The sequence below is a fragment of the Salmonella sp. 32082101201600294FB01SM01 genome, from assembly GCF_017572865.1.
Classification (GTDB): domain Bacteria; phylum Pseudomonadota; class Gammaproteobacteria; order Enterobacterales; family Enterobacteriaceae; genus Salmonella; species Salmonella enterica.
Map to the genome: position 1 here is coordinate 140,909 of NZ_JAGESB010000003.1, position 21,430 is coordinate 162,338.

Sequence of the window (21,430 nt, forward strand, 5' to 3'; positions counted from 1 at the left end):
TGCGTTGGCTTGCCTGCAACCCAAATTATTGAGGGTAGAAAAACCCTGCGATGCAAAAGGCACCGCCACAAATTATGTCCGGGCAACCCGGCTGACTTCACTGGCGACGCGCTCGGTAGCATCCGGAATGGATACCGCGCGGGCACGCTCCGCCATGGTTAACAACGCCTCGCGCGACCACCCCGCCAGGGTGTCGGCGACAGCCTCTACAGTAAACTGCGGCTGCTCAAAAATCTTAGCTGCGCCGGCGTTTTCTAACGGCAGCGCATTCCAGTACTGCTGCCTGTCTTTATGCTGAAACGGCACAAATATCGCCGGTAATCCGGCGGCGGCGATCTCGCTCACCGTTAAAGCGCCGGAACGACATACCACCACATCCGCCCACGCATAGGCGGCGGCCATGTCATCGATAAATTCCGTTACCTTATGCTGCGGTTGTCCCGCCCCGGCATATGCCTGCTCTACCGTGAGCTGCGCGCCTTTTCCGCTTTGATGCCAGATTGTAACCGTATCGCCCAGTCTGGCGGCAACCTGCGGCATCGTCTGGTTCAGGACTCGCGCCCCCTGAGAACCGCCGACCACCAACACGCGAATCGGGCCGTCACGACCGGCCAGACGCACCTGCGGCAACGGCAACGCCAGTACGTCGGTACGCACCGGGTTACCCACCACTTCCGCGTTCGGAAACGCACCGGGAAACGCCTGCATCACCGTGGTCGCGATTTTGGCCAGCCACTGATTGGTCAGCCCGGCGATACCGTTTTGCTCATGCAAAACGACCGGAATACCCAATGACCAGGCAGCAAGACCGCCGGGGCCGGAAACATAACCGCCCATTCCCAGCACGACATCCGGCTTAAACCGCTTCATGATCACCCGCGCCTGCCGCCAGGCGTTAAAAATCCGCAGCGGCGCCGCCAGAAGCGCTTTTACGCCTTTGCCGCGCAGACCGGAGATCCGAATAAAGTCAATATCGATGCCATGCTTCGGCACTAAATCCGCTTCCATACGATCGGCGGTACCCAGCCAGCGAACCTGCCAGCCCTGGGCCATTAAATGATGCGCAACGGCCAGTCCCGGGAACACGTGCCCGCCGGTACCGCCCGCCATCACCATTAACCGCTTCGGTTGACCACTCATCGAGAACCTCGTGTAAACGCCTGCGCTTTTTCCAGACGCGTTTCATAATCAATACGTAATAAAAACATAATGGCCGTCGACATAATCAACAGACTCGACCCGCCATAACTGATCAGCGGCAGCGTAAGACCTTTGGTCGGCAGCATCCCCGCGGCCGCGCCAACGTTTACCAGCGCCTGGAAACTAAACCAAATACCGATAGAACACGCTAAAAATCCGGAAAAACGGTGGTCAATCTCCAATGCCTTACGGCCAATCGACATCGCGCGAAAAGCGACGAAGAATACCATTAAAAGCGCCAATACCACACCGATATAACCCAGTTCTTCCCCAATAATGGCGAAGATGAAATCGGTGTGCGCCTCCGGCAAATACTCCAGTTTCTGCACCGAATTCCCCAGCCCTTGCCCCCATATCTCACCGCGACCAAAAGCCATCAGCGACTGCGTCAGCTGATAACCGCTGCCGAACGGATCTTCCCAGGGGTTCCAGAACGAGGTAACGCGGCGAATACGATACGGTTCGGCGAGGATTAACAGAATCACCGCCGAGATGCCCATCCCGATAATGGCGATGAACTGCCATAATTTCGCCCCGGCGAGAAACAGCATCGCCAGCGTGGTGACAAACAGTACGACCACCGTCCCGAGGTCAGGTTGCGCCAGCAGTAACACCGCCAGCACCAGAATCACGCCCATTGGTTTTAAAAAGCCGCGCAGGTTATTTCGCACCTCATCAACCTTACGCACCAGATAGTTCGCGAGGTAGCAGAACAGCGACAGCTTGGTAAACTCCGCAGGCTGAATACGCAGCGGCCCCAGCGCAATCCAGCGCGACGCCCCGTTAACCGAGCTCCCGACGACCAGCACGATAAGCAGCATAATGATCGACGCAATCAGCATCGTCGTGCTGTATTTTTGCCAGAAGGTCATGGGCAAACGTAGCGTGACCATCGCCAGACAAAATGCCAGGAAGATATAGAGCGCATCACGTTTGGCAAACAAAAACGGATCGTTCGCCAGGCGCTGCCCGACTGGCATGGAGGCCGACGTCACCATGACAAAACCAATCGCCGCCAGCCCGAAGGTCAGCCATAGCAGCGTGCGGTCATACATGATCAGACTGTCGGCGTCTTTATCGCGCGAAGCCATCACCCAGCCTTTAAGCGCCGCAAACAGCCAGGCCAGGAGGCCAAAGCCTGGTACGCGCGGCATTCTCAGACGGGGGAGAGATAAACGCATCAACCTAACTCCTTCGCCAGACGGGTAAAGACATCGCCCCGTTGCTCAAAATTTTTAAACTGATCGAGGCTGGCGCAGGCGGGCGACAACAGCACCATATCACCCGGCTGAACGTGCGGCGCCAGCAAACGCATCGCCTCTTCCATCGTCTCAGTCTGTTGGGCGATTTCCGGACGCAGTGCGGCAAGCTGCGCGCCATCGCGCCCAAAGCAATACAGGCGGATACGATCGCCGGTCAGATAGCGCGCCAGCGGAGAAAAGTCTGCCGACTTACCGTCGCCTCCCAGCAGCAGATGTAGCGTACCGTCCACATGCAAACCGTTTAGCGCCGCTTCGGTACTGCCGACGTTGGTCGCTTTCGAGTCATTGATCCAACGTACGCCGTTATGCTCCAACGCCAGCTGGAAGCGATGCGCCAGACCGGTAAATGTCGTCAACGCCTTCAAACTGCTGGCGCGCGGCAAACCTACGGCATCCGCCAGCGCCAGCGCCGCTAACGCATTGGTATAGTTATGCTGACCGGAAAGCTTCATCTCTTTCACGTTCAGCACCTTCTCGCCTTTGACTCGTAGCCAGGTTTCGCCCTGCTGACGATTAAGGTGATAATCACCCATATTGACGCCAAAGCTGACGCAGCGCTCATCGGCCCCGCGTACCGGCATCGTCAACGCGTCATCGGCATTCACCACGCACACTTTCGCCTTCTCGTAGACGCGCAGTTTCGCCGCCCGGTACTGTTGCAAACCAAACGGATACCGGTCCATATGATCTTCAGTGACGTTGAGCACCGTTGCCGCCGCCGCTTGCAAACTTGACGTGGTTTCCAGTTGGAAACTGGATAATTCCAGCACGTACAATTCGCGATCGGCATCCAGCAGCATCAGCGCCGGAAGACCGATATTGCCGCCAACGCCGACATTGACGCCCGCCGCTTTCGCCATCTCGCCCACTAAGGTGGTCACGGTGCTTTTGCCGTTTGAGCCGGTGATGGCCACAATCGGCGCTTGCGCTTCGCGGCAAAACAGTTCGATATCGCCGACAATTTCCACTCCAGCGCTGGCGGCAGCGCTAAGAGAGGGATGTGCCAGAGCAATACCAGGGCTGGCGACGATTAAATCCGCCGCTAAGAGCCACTCGTCGTTCAGGCCGCCAACGTGACGCTCAACCTCTTGCGGCAGCTTATCCAGACCCGGCGGCGTCACGCGAGTATCCATCACCCGCGGCGTCACGCCGCGGGCAAGGAAAAAGTCCACGCAAGAGAGTCCGGTTAAGCCCAGACCAATAATGACGACGTTTTTGTCCTGGTAATCAGCCATGATTAACGTACCTTCAGCGTTGCCAGGCCAATCAGGACCAGCATCAGCGAAATAATCCAGAAGCGCACAATCACGCGCGGTTCCGGCCAGCCTTTCAGTTCATAGTGGTGATGGATAGGCGCCATACGGAAAATACGCTGTCCGCGTAGTTTAAAGGAACCCACCTGCAGGATGACCGACAGAGTTTCCACCACAAAGACGCCGCCCATGATCACCAGCAGAAATTCCTGACGCAGCAGCACGGCGATAATGCCCAACGCGCCGCCCAACGCCAGCGATCCGACATCGCCCATAAAAACCTGCGCCGGATAGGTGTTAAACCACAAGAATCCTAATCCCGCGCCGACAATCGCCGTACAGACAATCACCAGCTCCCCCGCATGGCGTAAATACGGAATATGCAGGTAATTGGCGAAGTTCATGTTCCCGGTCGCCCAGGCCACCAGCGCAAAGCCGGCGGCAACGAAAACAGTCGGCATAATCGCCAGACCATCAAGCCCGTCGGTCAGGTTTACGGCGTTACCCGTACCGACGATGACAAAGTAGGACAGCAAAATGTAAAACAGCCCCAATTGCGGCATAACATCTTTAAAGAACGGCACCACCAGTTGGGTCGCGGGCGTGTCTTTCCCGACGAGATAAAGCGCAAAGGCCACGCCGAGCGCGATAACCGACATCCAGAAATATTTCCAGCGCGCAATCAGCCCTTTGGTATCTTTCCGCACCACTTTGCGATAGTCATCGACAAAACCGATAATGCCGTAGCCGATCAATACCACCAGCACGCACCAGACGTACGGGTTAGACGGGTAAGCCCATAACAGAACGGAAATCACAATCGCCGTAAGGATCATGATGCCGCCCATCGTCGGCGTACCGCGTTTACTGAAGTGCGATTCCGGGCCATCGTTACGTACCACCTGGCCAAAAGAGAGTTTTTGCAGACGAGCGATCATACGCGGGCCCATCCATAAAGAGATGAACAGCGCGGTCAACAGGCTGACGATGGCGCGAAACGTCAGATAAGAAAAGACGTTAAAGCCGGAATAATATTTGACCAAATGCTCGGCCAGCCAAACTAACATGAACCTTTCTCCTGTAACGCATGAACCACATCTTCCATCGCGGCGCTGCGTGATCCTTTCACTAAAATAGTCATCATTGGTTGCTCCTGAAGCAGAGCGTGTAAACGCGCAATGAGCGCGGCTTTATCGGCAAAATGTTCGCCGACGCCGCTGGCGTGGCTGATAGCCTGACTGAGTTTTCCGGTGCTTAACACGCGATCAATACCCGCCGCTTTTGCGGCCTCGCCAACCTGGAGGTGGCACGCTTCGCTTTCTGCGCCCAGCTCGGCCATATCGCCTACCACCAGCACGCGGTAGCCGGGCATTTCAGAAAGGACCTGCACAGCGGCGGTCATCGAACCGACGTTGGCGTTATAAGCGTCATCCAGTACCAGTTGGTTTTCACTTAGCTGAATCGGGAACAGACGCCCGGGTACAGCTTTTAACGCCGCCAGCCCTGCTTTAACCGCCGTCAGCGTCGCCCCCACCGCCATTGATAAAGCAGCGGCCGCCAGCGCGTTGGCAATATTGTGCCGCCCCGGCAACGGCAGCAGCACATCAATGCTGCCCATCGGCGTTTGCAGGGTAAATTCGGTACCGTGTGACGTCACGTGGATATTCGCAGCGGTAAAGTCGCTGTTTGCCGCATTCGGCGAAAAGCGCCACACCTGACGATCGCCAATAATGCTTTGCCAGTTCAGCCAGTCATTATTATCGGCATTCATAATCGCGATACCGTTCTCAGGCAAACCGGTATAGATTTCGCCTTTCGCTTTCGCCACGCCGGCCAACGAGCCGAAACCTTCCAGATGCGCCGCCGCCAGGTTATTGACCAGCGCCGCTTCCGGGCGCGTCAGGCTAACGGTCCAGGCGATTTCTCCCTGGTGATTAGCGCCTAACTCGATTACCGCATAGTCATAATCATGGTTTAAGCGCAGCAGCGTTATCGGCACGCCGATGTCGTTGTTAAAATTGCCTGCGGTATACAAAGTATTTCCGCACTGGCTAAGAATCGCGGCGGTCATCTCTTTGACCGAGGTTTTGCCGGACGAACCGGTTAACGCCACCACCCGCGCCGGTACCTGCATACGTACCCAGGCGGCCAGTTGGCCAAATGCCTGACGCGTGTCTTTTACAATCACCTGCGGAAGATCGATATCCAGAGGACGATTGACCAGCAGGGCGCCAGCGCCGTTCGCTTTTGCTTTATCAGCAAAATCATGCGCATCAAAGCGTTCCCCTTTCAGCGCCACGAACAGGCATCCCGGCGTCACTTTCCGTGTGTCGGTAATGACCGTATTGAGCGTGAGATCCGCCCCGCGGTGTTCGGCGCCAAGGACATCGGCAATTTTGCTGAGCGTTACGCTAATCATGCGATCACCCCCAGCAAACGCGCTGCGGTCACGCGGTCTGAATAATCAAGACGCTGCGTGCCGACAATCTGGTAATCCTCGTGCCCTTTACCTGCAATCAGCACAACGTCATTGTCTTTTGCCTGCATAATGGCATTGGTTACCGCCTCAGCGCGGCCTTCCATTACCCTGACCTGCCCGGCGTCCAGCATTCCGGCCAGAATATCGTTGATAATGGCGCGCGGCTCCTCGGTACGCGGGTTATCGTCAGTCACCACGACGATATCCGAGAATTCTTCGGCAATGGCCCCCATGAGTGGGCGCTTACCTTTGTCACGATCCCCGCCACAGCCAAAGACGCACCACAATTTTCCGGCGCAGTGCAGGCGCGCCGCCTGCAACGCTTTTTCCAGCGCATCCGGCGTGTGCGCGTAATCCACCACCACCGTCGGTTTGCCTGGCGCAGTGAACACTTCCATACGCCCGCAAACCGGCTGCAAACGCGCGGCGGTTTTCAGCAAATCCGTTAACGGATAGCCCAGCGCCAGTAGCGTCGCCAATGCCAGCAGTAAGTTGCTGACGTTAAACGCGCCCATCAGGCGGCTTTCGATTTCGCCTTCACCCCAGCTTGAAGCAAAACGAATCGTCGCTCCGCGGTCGTGGTACTCCACCGCCTCCGCTTTCAGCCAACGACCGTGACAGTTAGGGTTGATATGCCCTTCCATTGATACCGCGACCGCATCGGGTAGCGACGCCAGCCAGCGGCGTCCAACTTCATCATCGGCGTTGACGATTGCCTGACCGTGATGGTGGGTGGAATAAAGCATCCATTTTGCCGCCTCGTAATGCGCCATATCGCCATGATAGTCGAGATGGTCGCGGCTCAAATTAGTAAACACGGAGGCGGCAAATTTCAGCGCTGCCACGCGATGCTGCACCAGGCCGTGAGAAGAGACTTCCATCGCGCCGAAGGTCGCGCCCTGCGCAACCAGACTGGCCAGCACATGCTGAACATCCACTGCGGAACCGGTTGTGTTCTCCGTCGGGATCACTTTACCCAACAGTCCGTTACCTACCGTCCCCATCACTGCGCTGGTTTCGCCGAGCAACTGGCTCCACTGCGCCAGTAGTTGGGTGGTGGTGGTCTTGCCATTGGTGCCGGTCACCGCCACCAGACGCATGTTTTCAGATGGCTCATGGTAAAAGCGGCCCGCCAGCGCAGATAAACGCTCATTGAGCTGGCTGAGATAGACGACCGGTACGCCGTGCATTTCGCGAATCTCACCGTCGCTCGCCTCGTCTTTCGCCTCTGCAATAATGGCAGCTACGCCTTGCGCTATCGCCTGCGGGATATATCGACGCCCGTCCGCCTGATGACCCACCACTGCCACAAAGAGATCGCCCGCCGCAGCCACACGGCTGTCGAGCGTCATCTCTCGCAGTTCTCGCGCGGGTAGTCCAGCCACCCACGGAGCAAGAAGGTCGCGCAAATTACGATCTGCCACCTGTTCCCTCGCCTTGATTAATTACGAATTCATTTTTTTCGCCCGTTGCCAGCGCGTCCGGTTCGATGTTCATGGTGCGCAGAACGCCGCCCATGATGGCACCAAATACCGGCGCGGAAACGGCGCCGCCGTAGTATTTACCCGCCTGCGGATCGTTGATGACAACCACCAGCGCGAAGCGCGGCTGACTCGCAGGCGCGACGCCTGCGGTGTAAGCAATGTATTTGTTGATGTAGCGACCGTCCGGCCCCACTTTTTTCGCCGTACCGGTTTTAATCGCGATACGGTAGCCTTTAATTGCCGCCTTCACGCCGCCGCCGCCCGGCAGCGCCACGCTTTCCATCATATGCACCACGGTGCGTACGGTGGATTCAGGGAAGATGCGTTCGCCGGGTACAGGCGGATCAACTTTGGTAATCGACAGCGGGCGATAAATGCCATAGCTGCCGATCGTTGCATAGACTCGCGCTAACTGTAACGGCGTTACCATTAGCCCGTAGCCGAAAGAGAAGGTGGCCCTCTCTATGTCGGACCACCGTTGTTTTTGAGGATATAAGCCACTGCGTTCTCCGACCAACCCCAAATTGGTCGCCTTTCCTAGCCCAAAACGTGAGTAAGTATCTACTAACGCTGAGGACGGCATCGCTAACGCCAGTTTGGATACACCGACGTTACTCGACTTCTGCAGAACCCCGGTCAGGGTTAATTCGCTGTAGCGCGCCACGTCTTTAATTTCGTGGCCGTTAATTCGGTATGGAACGGTATTCAACACCGTATTTTCGTTGACGATACCGCGCTGAAGCGCAGTCATCACCACCATCGGCTTAACCGTAGAACCCGGTTCAAACACGTCGGTGATGGTACGGTTACGCATCGCGTCTTTCGGCGTACCGGCAAGGTTGTTGGGGTTATAGGAAGGGCTATTCGCCATCGCCAGTACTTCACCGGTATTGACATCGACCAGCACCGCGCTACCGGATTCCGCCTTGTTAAACGCCACCGCGTTGTTCAGTTCGCGGTAAACCAGCGCCTGTAAGCGTTCATCAATGCTTAACGCCAGGTTGTGCGCTGCCTGACTGTCAGTGGAGGAGATATCCTCAATCACGCGACCATAGCGGTCTTTACGCACGATTCGCTCGCCAGGCTGACCGGTAAGCCACTTATCAAAACTCTTTTCAACGCCTTCAATCCCCTGGCTGTCGACGTTGGTAAAACCGATGAGGTGAGCGGTTACTTCTCCTGACGGGTAGTAGCGGCGGGACTCTTCACGCAAATGAATCCCCGGCAGTTTGAGTTTTTTGATGTAGTCCGCCATGTCAGGATTTACCTGGCGCGCCAGATAAATAAAACGCCCTTTCGGGTTGGCGTTGATACGGGCGGAGAGCTGATCGAGCGGGATATTTAGCGCAGTAGAAAGCGCTTTCCAGCGATCGCCGACGCTGATGCCGCCAGCGTCATGAACTTCTTTCGGGTCGGCCCAAATCGCCTTAACCGGTACGCTGACCGCCAGTGGACGCCCGGAACGGTCGGTAATCATACCGCGTGAGGTGGAGACTTCCTGAACACGCAGCGAACGCATATCGCCCTGACGCACCAGCATATCCGGGGCGATAATCTGTAGCCACGCCGCGCGTCCAAGTAAAAAAACCAGCGCCAGTAAAATACAGCCGCACAGCAACGCAAAACGCCAACTGATGAAGTTGGTCTGTTCTTCCTGGCGTTTCGATTTTTGCGTTTTTGCCGCTGCTTTCATGCGTCGCGTTTATCCTTATTTTTGCACTACGATATTTTCTTGGGACGGATCAACATGCTGCATTTGCAGCTTTTCCGTTGCGATCCGCTCTACCCGGCTGTGATCGCCGAGCGCATTTTCTTCAAGGATCAGGTTGCGCCATTCAATGTCCAATGCATCGCGCTCCAGAACCAGTTGTTCACGCTGCGCGGTGAGTAAACGAGTATGGTGCGCCGTCGTGACCACCGTCACCGCCGTTAAAATGATGCAAATGAACAAGCAGAGTGGCAGCTTCCCGAACCGCAAAAGATCGTCACCGATCACGCCAGGCAAGGCATGGCGCTCGTTGCTTCCTATCGATCCCTTAACTTTGCTTAGGGCTTCTGTCACTCTGCTGATCATGCGTTCGTCCTCTCTGCGATACGCAGAACTGAACTACGGGCCCGAGGATTTTCAGCTACCTCTTTTTCACCCGGCATCAACTTGCCTAACGCTCGTAACTCACGACCGCCCAGTTTTTTGAGCTGCGCTTCCGTCATCGGTAATCCCGCCGGTACCTGCGGACCGCGGCTTTGCTCACGCATAAAGCGTTTCACAATACGGTCTTCCAGCGAGTGGAAACTGATGATTGAAAGCCGCCCGCCTGGGGCCAGTACGCTGAGCGAGCTTTTTAGCGCCTGCTCTATCTCCTCCAGTTCACTGTTTACCCAGATGCGCACCGCCTGGAAGGTACGGGTCGCGGGATGTTTGAATTTGTCTTTTACCGGGGTCGCCGCCGCAACCACTTCCGCCAGCTCTTTGGTGCGGGTCATCGGCTGTTCGCGATTGCGCTCAACAATGGCGCGAGCAATACGTTTGGCAAAACGCTCCTCGCCGAATGTTTTCAGCACCCAGGCGATATCCGCCTCCTCCGCCGTTTGTAACCACTCGGCGGCAGACTGGCCGCGCGTGGGGTCCATTCGCATATCCAGCGGACCGTCGCGCATGAATGAAAAACCGCGCTCCGCATCGTCAAGCTGCGGAGAAGAGACGCCAAGATCGAGAAGGATCCCGTCAATCTTGCCGGTAAGCTCGCGCTCGGCTACATAATCAGCCAACGCGGAAAAAGGTCCATGAATGATGGAGAAGCGAGGATCATTAATGGTCTGCGCAACAGCGATCGCCTGCGGATCGCGATCGATCGCCAGCAAGCGCCCCTCTTCGCCCAGTTGCGAGAGGATCAGGCGCGAGTGGCCGCCGCGACCAAATGTGCCATCAATATAGATACCATCCGGACGAATATTCAGCCCATTAACGGCTTCATCCAACAGTACCGTAGTGTGTTTAAAATTTTCCATCATCTTATAGAGACAAGTCCTGCAGCCGCTCCGATAACGTTTCGGTAGCTGACTGTTCAGCGTCGATATCTTCCTTGACCTGTTGATACCAGGTCGTTTCATCCCACAGCTCAAATTTGTTGAACTGTCCAACCAGCATCACTTCTTTCGTCAGTCCGGCATGTTGCCGCAGAACTGGCGCGATCAGTAATCGACCTGCACCATCCATCTGACATTCGCTGGCATGGCCCAACAGTAAACGCTGTACGCGACGTTCTACCGGGTTCATGCTCGACAGACGAGATAACTTTTGCTCAATAATTTCCCATTCAGGCAGGGGGTAAAGCAGCAGGCATGGGTGATGGATGTCAATGGTACATACCATTTGACCGGTAGCGCTCTCGATCAGTTGCTCCCGATAACGGGTCGGCACGGTCAGGCGCCCTTTACTGTCGAGATTGACTAACGTTGCCCCCCGGAACATGCCAGTCTCACCCCTTCTTACCACTTTATCCCACAAATTCCCACTCGAAGGAGTTTACGGAGCGGAGGAAAAGCTTGTCAAGCAAGTCACAACGCTTACCGAAGTAAAAAAGCCAATGTTTACGGCGAATATCTGCGTTGATTAATTTCCGTCCAGCGCGCAAGCCAAATTAACGTTATGAATATTTGTAAGAAAAAAACCAAAGACCCACCGCCGTTTAAAACGGACTCAATATAATCCGAGAAAAATATAAAGTGTCAGTTTGCGACGCGAGCGGCATTTTAGGACATATTGCACCGTGTTAACAGTGCCTGTTTAACGTGTGCAACGCCTGCTATACCAGCGCCTACGAGCGACTGTCGCGCCAAAGACAAAAAGTGGCTGTTAATTCGACGATTTCTTGCCTGCTTGTAACAAAACAAGACAAAGGAAAAGACTCGTTACGTCTTAATTAGTGGAATATGGACGATTTCGGACAAAAGAAAGGTAATAAAAAAGAATTTTCGGATAATTTTAAGGAATAATCTTAATTATTTGAGGGATATTTTTACTGATACGCATTTGTTTGACGGCGGCAGAAGAGAGAGTCTTTTTACCGCCGGTCCTTTAGCTACGGCTCAGAATGCCGCGACGATACAGGTTTCGCCGAATACGCGTTAAGCCGGGTTTCGGTTTACGCGGTTCATCAAGACTTGCCAGCACAATCTCCAGCACGCGTTCCGCGACATCACGATGACGCTGCGCCACCGCCAGTACCGGGCATTGCAGAAAATCCAGCAGCTCATGATCGCCGAAGGTCGCAATCGCTAAATCCGAGGGCAGTTTTCCATCGCGCCGCAGCGTAACGTCCATCACGCCCTGTAATAGCGCGAACGATGTCGTAAAGAGCGCCTGCGGCATAGGATGCGTTTCTAGCCATTTCTCAAACAACTGCGCGGCGGCTTCGCGCTCATAGCTGTTGGCATATAAGAAACTCACCTCCCGCGGATCGTCTTTCCATGCGGTGCGGAACCCCTGCTCGCGCAGGAAACTGACGGACAACTCCGGCAGCGCGCCCAAATAAAGCACCGTTTCCGCCGGGAATTTACGCAGCTCTTCCGCCAGCATCTCGGCATCATCCTGATCGGCGCCGACCACGCTGGTGAAATGTTCGCGATCCAGCGCGCGGTCGAGCGCGACGATGGGGAACGGATCGTTGGCCCAGCGCTGATAGAAGGGATGCTCCGGCGGTAACGAAGTTGAAACAATGATTGCATCCACCTGGCGTTGCAAAAGGTGCTCAATGCAGCGCATTTCGTTATCCGGCTGATCTTCAGAACAGGCGATCAGCAGTTGGTAGCCACGCTGGCGTGCCTGGCGCTCAAGATAGTTTGCGATACGGGTGTAGCTCGTGTTTTCAAGGTCCGGGATCACCAGACCAATGGAACGTGTGCGTCCAGCACGCAGCCCGGCAGCCACAGCGTTAGGATGGTAATTGTGCTCACGCACTACCGCCATGACTTTTTCTACGGTTTTGTCGCTCACGCGGTATTGCTTTGCTTTACCGTTTATAACGTAGCTTGCAGTTGTGCGCGAGACACCGGCCAGCCGAGCGATTTCATCCAGTTTCACAATTGCCCCTTGTGTAAATTGTACAAACCATAACCTTTATGTCGGCATGGGTTAAAATCGTTAACATCTAAGCGCAGTTTGATCACTCCGGCAACCGCTTTTATTCCGGGTTACCACGGATTTCGCAAAAAAAAGCCCAACCGGTGATATTGGGTTGGGCGATAATTCCTGTTGGCTGATATCCGGCAAACCTGCCTGATGGCGTTACGCTTATCGGACCTGGGCCAGATATCAGCCTGTAGACCGGATAAAACGCAACCACGTCGTCATCCGGCGAATCTGCTCAGCGCATAATCTTATCGCCGCGCGAAAGCCCGACGACGCCTGAACGCGCCACTTCAACAATTTTCGCCACGTCGCGCAGCGAGGCCAGAAAAGCATCCAGTTTATCGCTGGTACCCGCCAGTTGAACGGTATACAGCGTTGGCGTAACGTCAATAATCTGACCACGGAAAATTTCCGTATTACGCTTCACCTCTTCCCGTCCGTAGCCGCTGGCCTGGATTTTCACCAGCATGATTTCCCGCTCAACGTGCGCTCCCTGTCCCAGCTCGCTGACGCGCAGCACATCAACCAGCTTGTGCAGTTGCTTTTCAATTTGCTCAAGCACTTTTTCATCGCCTACCGTCTGGATAGTCATGCGCGACAACGTCGGATCGTCCGTCGGCGCGACGGTCAGGCTTTCAATATTATATCCGCGTTGCGAAAAGAGGCCGATAACCCGCGATAACGCCCCAGATTCGTTTTCCAGTAATACCGATAAAATCCGGCGCATCATCAGGTCCTCTCCGTTTTGCTTAACCACATTTCGTCCATCCCGCCCCCGCGAATCTGCATTGGATAGACATGCTCGCTGCCATCAACGGTGACATCGACGAACACCAGTCGGTTATTACGCACATGCTCAAGGGCTTCGCTGAGTTTACTTTCCAGCTCATCCGGACGGTTAATCTGCAGCCCGACATGGCCATATGCTTCCGCCAGGCGCACAAAATCCGGTAACGACTGCATATAAGACTGAGAATGGCGACCAGAATAGATCATATCCTGCCACTGTTTCACCATCCCCAGATAACGGTTGTTCAGGTTCAGAACCAGTACCGGCAGTTCATACTGTAAGGCTGTCGACAGCTCCTGAATGTTCATCTGTATGCTGCCATCGCCGGTCACGCAGACCACCATTTCTTTCGGCAGGGCCATTTTAACGCCCAGCGCAGCCGGTAGGCCAAAACCCATCGTGCCGAGCCCGCCGGAATTAATCCAGCGACGTGGTTTATCGAACGGGTAATAGAGAGCGGCAAACATCTGGTGTTGTCCTACATCGGACGTCACGTACGCGTCGCCCTTCGTCAGACGCCAGAGGGTTTCAATCACCGCCTGGGGTTTAATGCTTTCGCTTTCCGCGTCATATTTCAGGCACTGACGGGCGCGCCAGCTCTCTATCTGCTGCCACCAGTCGCGAATATCATCCTGCGGCTGAGACGGCGCATCCTGCGCCAGTAGCTCCAGCATTTGTTCCAGTACCAGGCGGGCATCGCCCACCACCGGGATATCAGCGTTAACCGTTTTGGATATGGACGTCGGGTCAATGTCGATGTGTAATACCGTCGCGTTCGGACAATATTTAGCGAGATTATTCGTCGTGCGGTCGTCAAATCGTACGCCAACAGCGAAAATCACGTCGGCGTTATGCATGGTCATATTGGCTTCATAAGTGCCATGCATTCCCAGCATTCCTAACGACTGGCGATGAGTAGCAGGAAACGCGCCCAGTCCCATTAATGAAGAGACCACCGGCAGGTTAAAGGTTTCAATGATGTGGCGCAGCGGCGTATAGCAGGCCGCGCTTATCGCCCCTCCCCCAACATAGACCACCGGCTTTTTTGCCGACGCCAGCGTTTGCAAGGCACGCTTAATTTGTCCTTTATGACCTGATGTTGTGGGATTGTAAGAGCGCATACTGACCGTTTCCGGCCAGGCATACGGCATTTTTTTCGCCGGATTCAAAATATCTTTTGGCAAATCCACGACCACCGGCCCAGGACGTCCGCTTGCCGCCAGCCAGAAGGCCTTTTTAAGCACCTGGGGAATATCTTCCGTCTGTTTGACCAGGAAGCTATGTTTGACCACCGGTCGGGAAATCCCCACCATGTCGCACTCCTGAAAGGCATCATAGCCAATCAATGAGGTGGCGACCTGGCCGGAAAGAATCACCAGCGGAATAGAATCCATATAGGCCGTAGCAATCCCGGTAATCGCATTGGTCGCTCCCGGTCCGGAAGTCACCAGCACCACGCCAACCTCGCCAGTAGCTCGCGCCAGGCCATCCGCCATATGCACCGCGGCCTGCTCATGACGCACCAGCACATGATCGATCCCTCCAACGGTATGTAGCGCATCATAAATATCAAGCACTGCGCCTCCAGGATAGCCGAACACCTGCTTTACGCCTTGATCGATAAGCGATCGGACGACCATCTCGGCTCCAGACAACATCTCCACGGCTTGCCTCCACTTTATACCTGTCATCACGGTTTGACGGACACCTTAACCGCTCGCTATCACGCCTGGCAATTGGGTGGAATGACCTAAAGATGGGGAAGGTTAGAATAATCAGGAGGCAAGAAGAGAAGAAATGGAGAAATACTCCGTCTGAATCACACCAGGTAATAAATAATCGCTTATAAATGCAGACTTACAGCAATTCATCTATTTTTCACAGCGACGAAAAGAATCGCTCACCGTTAATTCAGCATAAAATTTTTGATATACGCTAAAAAGCAGAATAAACCAGAATTTGTTTCTGATTTATTCTGCCCGGTTTTATCGCTTACAAACAGAAACTAATAAATCTTCCATCCATTGGTGCCCTTTATCACGCCCAGCCGCTTCATGCCAGGAAAGGTAGCATGTCCGGCTATTCAGTTTTAAAGGCAACGGCAATATTTGCAGCTCCAGCGACTCCGCAAACTCTTCCACCAGCCAGCGCGGGGCAATAGCGACCAAATGCGTCTGCGAGACCACATTCAGAACGCTGATAAGCGCCATGCCCTGATAAGCCACGCTCGACTGTTTATCCGGCGTGTCATACCACGGCTGACTAAATGACGCATAACGATCGAGAGAAACAACCGCATGTTGTTCATTATAAACATCGCCTTCCAGTAGCGGGCCGCTAATACGCGGGTGTTTACGGCTGGCGACTAAAACCATTTCATCTTTAAATAGCGGTACGCTGGTAAACTCAGGGCGACGGAATTCTTCATAACTAATAACGAACTCGGTTTCCTGATAGCGTAACTGATGCTCAGTATTCTGATTCAACGACGCTTTAAAAACGACATGAATATTTGGCGCAATTTTTTCTACACGATTATAAATCTGTGACGTCAGGATATTATCCAGCGGACTGCACACGCAAAGATTGAATACACGTTCGCTGCTGGTCGGCTCAAACCCCGATCCCGGCAATTCATTTTGCACCAATTGCAACGCCTGACGGACTGAACCAAATAACTGAAATGCACGGGCAGTCGGCTGAATTCCTCGTCCATATCGAACAAAAAGTTCGTCATTAAACATAACCTTCAGACGCGCTACGGCGTTACTAACCGCAGGCTGCGACATTCCCAGCGTGTGGGCGGCGCGCGTAATATTCTGCTCTTGCATTACCGCATCGAACACGGTCAATAGGTTCAAATCAACCATGCGAAGCTGTGGTTTGCCCATATCTAAAAGATGCGGCTTTTCGGTTTTGACCTCTGGCATATTTAACTCCACTGTCACGCTTAACTCCCTTTTTCTGGCTGAAGGCAGAAATAATTCCTGAAAATATGATTTACCATGCATATAAAATAAGAAAAAGGGAAAGCGTTAAAATTCGGAAAACATAAAGACGCTGACAGAGACAAATAGAATGCCAGCGCAAGCGTAATGTGTCCTGAGTCACACCATTGCGATTCATAATGTTTAAATTACGCAAGCAATATAACCATAACTATGGCGAATACACAATCATACACCAAGTGAATGATCATTTAAGTTTCAATTAAATGTTTATATTATTAATAGCTAAAAAGTTAACATTAATTTATCAATAACTTTATCCTTATCCATTAAGTAAACAAGGTTATTTGTTAAAATACAAAACAAATCAAAAAGATAAACCAAACCTTTAGCATACCTTTAACAGGCCATTCCCCTAACCAATTTGCAAACAAAAATGCCTAAATATTTCAAACAATGAAAAGTATGAATGTCCACTCGTTCTTTTATCCTTTATTGGACGCGCAGCCCAGCACAATTAGCTAAAGTACGTATCCGGATATGGTCAACAAAATGCAATGGCGACAGAAAATAGAGTTGACATTAAACGGCATATCCAGTACCACTAAAAGCATAACGTATTCGCTGGAGCTGAATTAATGTCACATATCGTTCGTTTCACTGGGCTACTACTACTCAACGCATTTATTGTGCGCGGTAGACCGGTGGGCGGCATTCAACATTAAGTCAGCTCGAAGTCAAACAAAAACCCGCGCCGTTGCGCGGGTTTTTTTATGCCTGACGCAAGGCGCCCCTGGAGACAAGGACCACATCATGAGCCAGCAAGTCATTATTTTTGATACGACCTTACGCGACGGCGAACAAGCGTTACAGGCCAGCCTGAGCGCGAAAGAGAAGCTGCAGATTGCCCTGGCCCTTGAGCGCATGGGTGTTGATGTCATGGAAGTAGGCTTCCCGGTCTCTTCTCCGGGTGATTTTGAATCTGTCCAAACCATCGCCCGCACCATTAAAAACAGCCGCGTTTGCGCCCTGGCGCGTTGTGTAGAAAAAGACATCGACGTCGCGGCACAGGCGCTGAAGGTCGCCGACGCGTTTCGCATCCATACTTTTATCGCCACCTCGCCAATGCACATCGCCACCAAGCTGCGCAGCACGCTGGATGAGGTCATCGAACGCGCGGTATACATGGTTAAGCGGGCGCGTAATTACACTGATGACGTGGAGTTCTCCTGCGAAGATGCTGGCCGGACGCCTGTTGACGATCTGGCGCGCGTGGTGGAAGCCGCTATAAACGCCGGCGCGAGAACCATTAATATTCCCGATACCGTGGGCTATACCATGCCGTTTGAGTTCGCGGGAATCATTTCCGGCCTGTATGAACGTGTCCCCAATATCGACAAAGCTATCATCTCCGTTCATACCCACGACGATTTAGGGATAGCAGTAGGCAACTCGCTGGCGGCAGTACATGCGGGCGCGCGTCAGGTTGAAGGCGCGATGAACGGTATCGGAGAACGTGCCGGTAACTGCGCACTGGAAGAAGTGATCATGGCGATTAAAGTGCGCAAAGACATCATGAACGTACACACCAACATCAATCACCACGAAATCTGGCGCACCAGCCAGACCGTCAGCCAGATCTGTAACATGCCGATCCCGGCCAACAAAGCAATTGTCGGCAGCGGCGCTTTCGCCCACTCTTCCGGCATCCACCAGGATGGCGTCCTCAAGAACCGCGAAAACTATGAAATCATGACGCCAGAGTCCATCGGTCTGAACCAGATACAGCTGAACCTGACCTCCCGCTCTGGCCGTGCCGCCGTGAAACATCGCATGGAAGAGATGGGTTACAAGGACACAGACTACAACATGGACCACCTGTACGACGCGTTCCTGAAGCTGGCGGACAAAAAAGGCCAGGTGTTCGACTATGACCTGGAAGCGCTGGCGTTTATTAATAAACAGCAAGAAGAACCAGAGCATTTCCGTCTGGATTACTTCAGCGTGCAGTCCGGCTCCAGCGATATCGCCACTGCTTCCGTGAAGCTGGCCTGTGGTGAAGAGATCAAGGCCGAGGCGGCGAACGGCAACGGCCCGGTCGACGCCATCTATCAGGCGATTAACCGCATCACTGGCTACGACGTTGAGTTGGTTAAATACGACCTGAACGCCAAAGGCCAGGGCAAAGACGCGCTGGGTCAGGTCGATATCGTCGTGAACCATCATGGTCGCCGCTTCCACGGCGTCGGGCTGGCGACGGATATCGTCGAATCCTCCGCCAAAGCGATGGTGCACGTACTGAACAATATCTGGCGCGCAGCCGAAGTTGAAAAAGAATTGCAACGCAAAGCTCAAAATAAAGAGAACAACAAGGAAACCGTGTAATGTCGAAGAACTATCATATTGCCGTACTGCCGGGCGACGGTATCGGCCCGGAAGTCATGGCGCAAGCCCTGAAAGTTATGGATGCGGTACGCAGCCGTTTTGATATGCGTATCACCACCAGCCACTATGACGTCGGCGGTATTGCTATCGACAATCATGGTCATCCACTGCCGAAAGCCACCGTTGAAGGGTGCGAGCAGGCGGATGCCATTCTGTTTGGCTCCGTCGGCGGCCCGAAATGGGAAAATTTGCCCCCGGAAAGCCAGCCGGAGCGCGGCGCCCTGCTGCCGCTGCGCAAACATTTCAAATTATTCAGTAATCTGCGTCCGGCGAAACTGTATCAGGGACTGGAAGCATTTTGCCCGTTGCGCGCCGATATCGCCGCTAACGGTTTCGATATCCTGTGCGTGCGCGAGCTGACCGGCGGGATCTATTTCGGACAGCCAAAAGGCCGTGAAGGCAGCGGTCAGTACGAAAAAGCCTTTGATACCGAAGTTTATCACCGCTTTGAGATCGAGCGCATTGCCCGTATCGCCTTTGAATCGGCGCGTAAACGCCGCCGTAAAGTCACCTCTATTGATAAAGCCAACGTACTGCAAAGCTCTATCCTGTGGCGTGAGATCGTCAATGATGTCGCGAAAACGTATCCCGATGTGGAACTCGCGCACATGTATATCGATAACGCCACCATGCAGTTGATTAAAGACCCGTCGCAGTTTGACGTACTGCTGTGTTCTAACCTGTTCGGCGACATTCTGTCCGACGAATGCGCCATGATCACCGGCTCAATGGGGATGTTGCCCTCCGCCAGCCTGAACGAGCAAGGGTTTGGCCTGTATGAACCGGCTGGCGGCTCCGCGCCGGATATCGCCGGGAAAAATATCGCCAATCCAATTGCGCAGATCCTGTCGCTGGCGCTGCTGCTGCGCTACAGCCTGGATGCCAACGATGCGGCAACGGCCATTGAACAGGCGATCAATCGCGCATTAGAAGAGGGCGTTCGCACCGGCGATTTAGCCAGGGGCGCTGCCGCAGTCAGTACCGATGAGATGGGCGATATTATCGCCCGCTATGTCGCAGAAGGGGTGTAATCATGGCCAAAACGTTATACGAAAAATTATTTGATGCCCACGTGGTCTTTGAGGCGCCAAACGAAACGCCGCTGCTGTACATCGACCGCCACCTGGTGCATGAAGTCACCTCTCCGCAGGCGTTTGACGGTCTGCGCGCGCACCATCGTCCGGTACGTCAGCCAGGGAAAACCTTCGCCACGATGGATCACAACGTCTCGACGCAGACTAAAGACATTAATGCCTCCGGTGAAATGGCGCGTATCCAGATGCAGGAGCTGATTAAGAACTGTAACGAGTTCGGCGTCGAGCTGTATGACCTGAATCACCCATATCAGGGCATCGTCCATGTGATGGGGCCGGAACAGGGCGTCACCCTGCCGGGCATGACCATCGTCTGCGGCGACTCCCACACCGCCACCCACGGCGCGTTTGGCGCGCTGGCCTTCGGCATCGGCACTTCTGAGGTAGAACATGTACTGGCGACGCAAACTCTGAAACAGGGGCGCGCTAAAACCATGAAGATTGAAGTCACGGGCAACGCCGCACCGGGCATTACCGCCAAAGACATCGTGCTGGCGATCATCGGTAAAACCGGCAGCGCCGGCGGCACCGGGCACGTGGTTGAATTTTGCGGCGACGCTATCCGCGCGCTGAGTATGGAAGGCCGCATGACGCTGTGCAATATGGCGATTGAGATGGGCGCCAAAGCCGGTCTGGTCGCCCCGGATGAAACCACTTTTAACTACGTAAAAGGGCGTTTGCACGCGCCGAAGGGCCGCGATTTTGACGAAGCCGTCGAGTACTGGAAAACGCTGAAAACCGATGACGGCGCGACCTTTGATACTGTCGTCACCCTGCGAGCAGAAGAGATCGCGCCGCAGGTGACCTGGGGCACGAATCCGGGCCAGGTGATTTCCGTCACCGACATCATCCCCGATCCCGCCTCTTTTAGCGATCCGGTTGAGCGCGCCAGCGCCGAAAAAGCGCTGGCTTATATGGGCTTACAGCCGGGCGTACCGTTAACGGACGTTGCTATTGATAAAGTCTTTATCGGCTCTTGTACCAATTCGCGTATTGAAGATTTGCGCGCGGCGGCGGAAGTCGCCAAAGGGCGCAAAGTCGCGCCTGGCGTGCAGGCGCTGGTAGTGCCGGGTTCAGGTCCGGTGAAAGCGCAGGCGGAAGCGGAAGGTCTGGACAAGATCTTTATCGAAGCAGGATTTGAATGGCGCTTACCGGGCTGTTCCATGTGCCTGGCCATGAATAATGACCGCCTGAACCCGGGCGAGCGCTGCGCATCCACCAGCAACCGTAACTTTGAAGGCCGTCAGGGCCGCGGGGGTCGCACGCATTTAGTCAGCCCGGCGATGGCCGCCGCTGCCGCCGTTACCGGCCACTTCGCCGACATTCGCAGCATCAAATAAGGAA

Annotated in this window: 18 protein-coding genes; 4 read left to right on the top strand and 14 right to left on the bottom strand. The window is 54.3% G+C overall.

Annotated elements, in window-relative coordinates; all coding sequences use genetic code 11:
- Nucleotides 1–72: 72 nt before the first annotated feature.
- From murG to leuO, 14 genes are all read right to left on the bottom strand, one after another.
- Nucleotides 73–1,140 carry an undecaprenyldiphospho-muramoylpentapeptide beta-N-acetylglucosaminyltransferase gene (gene murG, locus J4645_RS13950; RefSeq protein ID WP_023214746.1) on the bottom strand — a complete coding sequence of 356 codons (1,068 nt, stop codon included), beginning with the start codon at nucleotides 1,138–1,140 and terminating at the stop codon, nucleotides 73–75.
- Nucleotides 1,137–2,381: a cell division protein FtsW gene (ftsW, locus tag J4645_RS13955; RefSeq protein ID WP_001239803.1), complete on the bottom strand. Its 1,245-nt coding sequence runs from the start codon at nucleotides 2,379–2,381 to the stop codon at nucleotides 1,137–1,139. Before ftsW ends, murG begins: the two co-directional genes overlap by 4 nt.
- Nucleotides 2,381–3,697, bottom strand: a complete 1,317-nt coding sequence (gene murD / locus J4645_RS13960; protein WP_000796441.1) for a UDP-N-acetylmuramoyl-L-alanine--D-glutamate ligase — start codon at nucleotides 3,695–3,697, stop codon at nucleotides 2,381–2,383. Before murD ends, ftsW begins: the two co-directional genes overlap by 1 nt.
- A gap of 2 nt (nucleotides 3,698–3,699) precedes the next feature.
- On the bottom strand, nucleotides 3,700–4,782 hold the full coding sequence (gene mraY / locus J4645_RS13965) for a phospho-N-acetylmuramoyl-pentapeptide-transferase (RefSeq protein ID WP_000964138.1): 1,083 nt from the start codon (nucleotides 4,780–4,782) through the stop codon (nucleotides 3,700–3,702).
- Nucleotides 4,776–6,134, bottom strand: a complete 1,359-nt coding sequence (gene murF, locus J4645_RS13970) for a UDP-N-acetylmuramoyl-tripeptide--D-alanyl-D-alanine ligase (protein WP_023214744.1) — start codon at nucleotides 6,132–6,134, stop codon at nucleotides 4,776–4,778. The genes mraY and murF overlap by 7 nt, the downstream gene beginning before the upstream one ends.
- Nucleotides 6,131–7,618 (bottom strand): UDP-N-acetylmuramoyl-L-alanyl-D-glutamate--2,6-diaminopimelate ligase, encoded by a 1,488-nt coding sequence (gene murE / locus J4645_RS13975; RefSeq protein WP_023214743.1) that lies wholly within the window; start codon nucleotides 7,616–7,618, stop codon nucleotides 6,131–6,133. Before murE ends, murF begins: the two co-directional genes overlap by 4 nt.
- Nucleotides 7,605–9,371, bottom strand: a complete 1,767-nt coding sequence (ftsI, locus tag J4645_RS13980; RefSeq protein ID WP_000642235.1) for a peptidoglycan glycosyltransferase FtsI — start codon at nucleotides 9,369–9,371, stop codon at nucleotides 7,605–7,607. Before ftsI ends, murE begins: the two co-directional genes overlap by 14 nt.
- A 15-nt stretch (nucleotides 9,372–9,386) precedes the next feature.
- The gene (gene ftsL, locus J4645_RS13985; RefSeq protein WP_000625651.1) at nucleotides 9,387–9,752 is read right to left on the bottom strand and encodes a cell division protein FtsL; all 366 of its coding nucleotides are present in this window, start codon (nucleotides 9,750–9,752) and stop codon (nucleotides 9,387–9,389) included.
- On the bottom strand, nucleotides 9,749–10,690 hold the full coding sequence (gene rsmH / locus J4645_RS13990; RefSeq protein WP_000970444.1) for a 16S rRNA (cytosine(1402)-N(4))-methyltransferase RsmH: 942 nt from the start codon (nucleotides 10,688–10,690) through the stop codon (nucleotides 9,749–9,751). Before rsmH ends, ftsL begins: the two co-directional genes overlap by 4 nt.
- Before the next feature lies 1 nt (nucleotide 10,691).
- Nucleotides 10,692–11,150 (bottom strand): division/cell wall cluster transcriptional repressor MraZ, encoded by a 459-nt coding sequence (gene mraZ / locus J4645_RS13995; protein ID WP_000488294.1) that lies wholly within the window; start codon nucleotides 11,148–11,150, stop codon nucleotides 10,692–10,694.
- A gap of 606 nt (nucleotides 11,151–11,756) precedes the next feature.
- The gene (gene cra / locus J4645_RS14000; RefSeq protein ID WP_000762407.1) at nucleotides 11,757–12,761 is read right to left on the bottom strand and encodes a catabolite repressor/activator; all 1,005 of its coding nucleotides are present in this window, start codon (nucleotides 12,759–12,761) and stop codon (nucleotides 11,757–11,759) included.
- 283 nt (nucleotides 12,762–13,044) lie between these two features.
- On the bottom strand, nucleotides 13,045–13,536 hold the full coding sequence (gene ilvN / locus J4645_RS14005) for an acetolactate synthase small subunit (protein WP_001563086.1): 492 nt from the start codon (nucleotides 13,534–13,536) through the stop codon (nucleotides 13,045–13,047).
- A 2-nt stretch (nucleotides 13,537–13,538) separates the two neighbouring features.
- Complete coding sequence (ilvI, locus tag J4645_RS14010; protein ID WP_000425624.1) at nucleotides 13,539–15,263, bottom strand: acetolactate synthase 3 large subunit; 1,725 nt, start codon at nucleotides 15,261–15,263, stop codon at nucleotides 13,539–13,541.
- Nucleotides 15,264–15,584: 321 nt separating this feature from the next.
- On the bottom strand, nucleotides 15,585–16,529 hold the full coding sequence (gene leuO / locus J4645_RS14015) for a transcriptional regulator LeuO (protein ID WP_023137254.1): 945 nt from the start codon (nucleotides 16,527–16,529) through the stop codon (nucleotides 15,585–15,587).
- A gap of 656 nt (nucleotides 16,530–17,185) precedes the next feature.
- Here leuO and leuL point away from each other — a divergent pair.
- From leuL to leuC, 4 genes are all read left to right on the top strand, one after another.
- Nucleotides 17,186–17,272 (top strand): leu operon leader peptide, encoded by an 87-nt coding sequence (leuL, locus tag J4645_RS14020; RefSeq protein ID WP_001575587.1) that lies wholly within the window; start codon nucleotides 17,186–17,188, stop codon nucleotides 17,270–17,272.
- Nucleotides 17,273–17,360: 88 nt separating this feature from the next.
- Complete coding sequence (leuA, locus tag J4645_RS14025) at nucleotides 17,361–18,932, top strand: 2-isopropylmalate synthase (RefSeq protein ID WP_000082819.1); 1,572 nt, start codon at nucleotides 17,361–17,363, stop codon at nucleotides 18,930–18,932.
- Nucleotides 18,932–20,023, top strand: a complete 1,092-nt coding sequence (leuB, locus tag J4645_RS14030) for a 3-isopropylmalate dehydrogenase (protein ID WP_000042325.1) — start codon at nucleotides 18,932–18,934, stop codon at nucleotides 20,021–20,023. Before leuA ends, leuB begins: the two co-directional genes overlap by 1 nt.
- A 2-nt stretch (nucleotides 20,024–20,025) precedes the next feature.
- The gene (gene leuC / locus J4645_RS14035; protein ID WP_001140632.1) at nucleotides 20,026–21,426 is read left to right on the top strand and encodes a 3-isopropylmalate dehydratase large subunit; all 1,401 of its coding nucleotides are present in this window, start codon (nucleotides 20,026–20,028) and stop codon (nucleotides 21,424–21,426) included.
- Nucleotides 21,427–21,430 lie beyond the last annotated feature (4 nt).